The sequence below is a fragment of the bacterium genome, from assembly GCA_035529855.1.
Taxonomy (GTDB): Bacteria; RBG-13-66-14; B26-G2; order WVWN01; family WVWN01; genus WVWN01.
In genome coordinates this window covers 1-2,581 of record DATKVX010000032.1, presented here as the reverse complement: position 1 = coordinate 2,581, position 2,581 = coordinate 1, and the positions used below count along the sequence as shown (strand labels likewise).

Annotated in this window: 4 protein-coding genes; 1 reads left to right on the top strand and 3 read right to left on the bottom strand. The window is 59.4% G+C overall.

Annotation, left to right across the window (positions count from 1 at the left end; translation table 11 throughout):
• Positions 1-266 precede the first annotated feature (266 nt).
• Entirely contained in the window at positions 267-449 is a 183-nt protein-coding gene (locus VMX79_02905; protein ID HUV86041.1) for a hypothetical protein, read from the bottom strand.
• A gap of 114 nt (positions 450-563) precedes the next feature.
• Positions 564-1,082 (bottom strand): transposase, encoded by a 519-nt coding sequence (locus VMX79_02900; GenBank protein ID HUV86040.1) that lies wholly within the window; start codon positions 1,080-1,082, stop codon positions 564-566.
• 371 nt (positions 1,083-1,453) lie between these two features.
• Here VMX79_02900 and VMX79_02895 point away from each other — a divergent pair, with 371 nt between their 5' ends.
• Positions 1,454-1,657 carry a type II toxin-antitoxin system HicB family antitoxin gene (locus tag VMX79_02895; protein HUV86039.1) on the top strand — a complete coding sequence of 68 codons (204 nt, stop codon included), beginning with the start codon at positions 1,454-1,456 and terminating at the stop codon, positions 1,655-1,657.
• 254 nt (positions 1,658-1,911) lie between these two features.
• Here VMX79_02895 and VMX79_02890 read toward each other — a convergent pair.
• Positions 1,912-2,581 (bottom strand): PD-(D/E)XK nuclease family protein (locus VMX79_02890; protein HUV86038.1); only part of this gene is annotated, 670 nt, incomplete at its 5' end.

The following is a 2,581-nucleotide window of genomic DNA, read 5'->3' as shown; positions in this document are numbered from 1 at the left end:
TCCGCCACCGTCACGCCGTCTATGGTGACCTTGACGTCGACGGGGTTGACGTTGAAGCTCTGGTTGGCGACGTAGAGCGTTAATTTATGGAACGGCGCGTCGCGCGCAAACGCCCCGGCCGCGAGGGCCAGGGCCGCCAGTACTATAGAGAGCAGTTTTATCCGCATAATTACCCGGGCGTCGGCCGGCGGCGCTTTCGTAGGGCGTGACCTTTAGGTCCGGCCGCCTTGTTTTTCCATTATATAAGCCGCGTTGAAATCGTGGCCCTATTTATTTTCGGGGGAAGTCCCTGCGGATGCCGGGCGGCGCAGGCCCAACTCCTCGCAGAACGCGGCGAACTCGCGGTTGTCGCGCGCGACGATTTGGTCCGGCGCAAGGCCTTCGTCCTCGGCGGCGTGCCGCTCGCGGATGTTGTGCCACATTTCGTCTAATTCTTTGAAGTCCATCATTCCTCCCACTGTTCTTCTGCCGGTTCCGGTCCCGGCGGCTCGGGTGTCGTTTTCGTAGGGCCTGACCTTTAGGTCTGGCCGCCGCTTTTCGTGGGTGCGGCTGGAAGTACGGCCTTACTTGTTGCCTACCATAACCGAGTATAATATGTCCGGCACCGAACATACGAACGATCCGGAGTTAGGGTAAGAAGCCGCGTTATCCGTTAACCCGCGGCGGACCGGATTAGCCAAAATGTATCGCGCGACGACTAACGAATCTTCGTCTTCGCGGAGTACGCGGTCGTAGTAACCCCGCTGCCACAAAGGGTCTCCCGCCGAACGTTTATGCCGGTAAGAACTCTTCTGTTTGAATAAGCGAACGAACTCGCGGAGGTCGCTCGTCGGGCCGCCTTCAAGTAGGAGGTGTGCGTGTTCAGGCATGAAACAATAACAGAGTACGTCGAAACCGTAACGGCCGGCGGTTTCGGAAAGGGCCCGGATGGTTTCTTTGACCGTAGCCTCGTCCGCGAAAAAAGGCTTTTCCTTATACGCCGTTAACGTTATGAAATACCGAAACGGCCCGCGATACTCGAACCCCGCTAGCCGTGTCGCGACGCGACGTGTTCCGTATTTTGGGCTTCGGGGGCTGGTCATGTTTTCAATTGGCCTTACTGCGGTACACATTTTTATTTTACCGGCGGCCGCACCTAAAGGTACGGCCCTACGTATTCCGGCCACACGTGTTACTTCCCGAACGGCCTATCACTGATTGCGAAGGCGAAGGGGCGGACGGTCCGATCTCCGCACGGTTTAGACAGCGGGCTTAAGCCCGCTGTCTAGGATGGGATATTGAAGGTACGGCCCTACGTGTTACTTCCCAAACGGTTTATCGCGCGTTACGGAGGTGAGGCCGTGAATCGGGCGGCGTTTTCGTAGGGCCTGACCTTTAGGTCTGGCCGCTTTAAGAGATTATAGCATCGGCTCGAGCTATAAGGTATAATTGTTTAGCGTTACAGGAGGTCGACGTGAAGATAAAAATAATCGTGCACGAGGCGGAAGAGGGCGGCTATTGGGCCGAGGTACCGGGGTTGCCCGGGTGCTTTTCACAGGGCGAGACGCGCGATGAGCTTATGGCCAACGTCCGCGAGGCGATAGAAGGTTATCTCCTCGCGGCGAACGTTGAGGCTCCCGCGGAGGCGGGCGTGGAGGTCGTCGAGCTGGCGGTATGAAGGCCTTACGCGGTAAGGAGGTAGTACGGCTGTTGGAGCGCTTCGGCTGGCGCGTAGCGCGCGTTCACGGGAGCCATTATATTTGAAAAAGGAAGGGGAACCGCGAGTTATCACGGTTCCCGTCCATGGTAATAGGGCGCTTAAACTAGGGATGCAAAAGGCGATAATCAAAATGGCGGGTATTCCCGAAAACGAAGTAAAGTAATCCCGATTCGATTTCTTACGGAATAAGAACCGGTTAAAGGCCGGTTTTTTTATTTTTTTTCTTCCGCGGCGCCGGCTTCCGGCGGCGGTTCCGGTCGGCAGACCTTGAGGAACTTGCAGGTGCCGCAGCGGCCCGGGTCCTCGGTGCGGACGAACTGCTCCTCCGCCAGCGGTTCGTTGTTCTCCGCGTCCGCCAGCAGCGCGCGCATGTCGTCGAACGACGCCCGCATCCGCGTGAGCGTCGATTCTAAATCTTCGGGCCGGACCGGGAACTCGCGCTCGTCGTCGTGGTAGAGGTTGTATTCGCGGGCGACGACCGCCGCGGGGTCGGCGCGCCAGCGGTGACTCGCGTACAGCGCGTAGCAGCTCAGCTGCAGCGACGTGTCCTCCGTCATCCGCTTGCCGGTCTTCCAGTCGTAGATGATAACGCGGTCGCCCTCTCCCCGGTAGGCGCAGTCCAGTTTGACCCACACCTTGACGCCGTCGACGAAGAAGTGGGCCCACTCCTCGGCCTCGAGCCAGGCCTGACGCGGCAGCTCGAGTAAGCGCTCGTACACCGCGGAGCCGTAGAAGGTCCGCAGGCACTGCTCGACCTGTTGGGCGGCGTCGCGCCAGTCGTCCTCGCCGCGGCCTACGCCGTACTCGTGTTCGAACAGGGCGCAGCTTTTGGGGCGCTGGCGGTAGCGGCCGTGCCAGCTCGAGACGTACTCCTGGCGCATC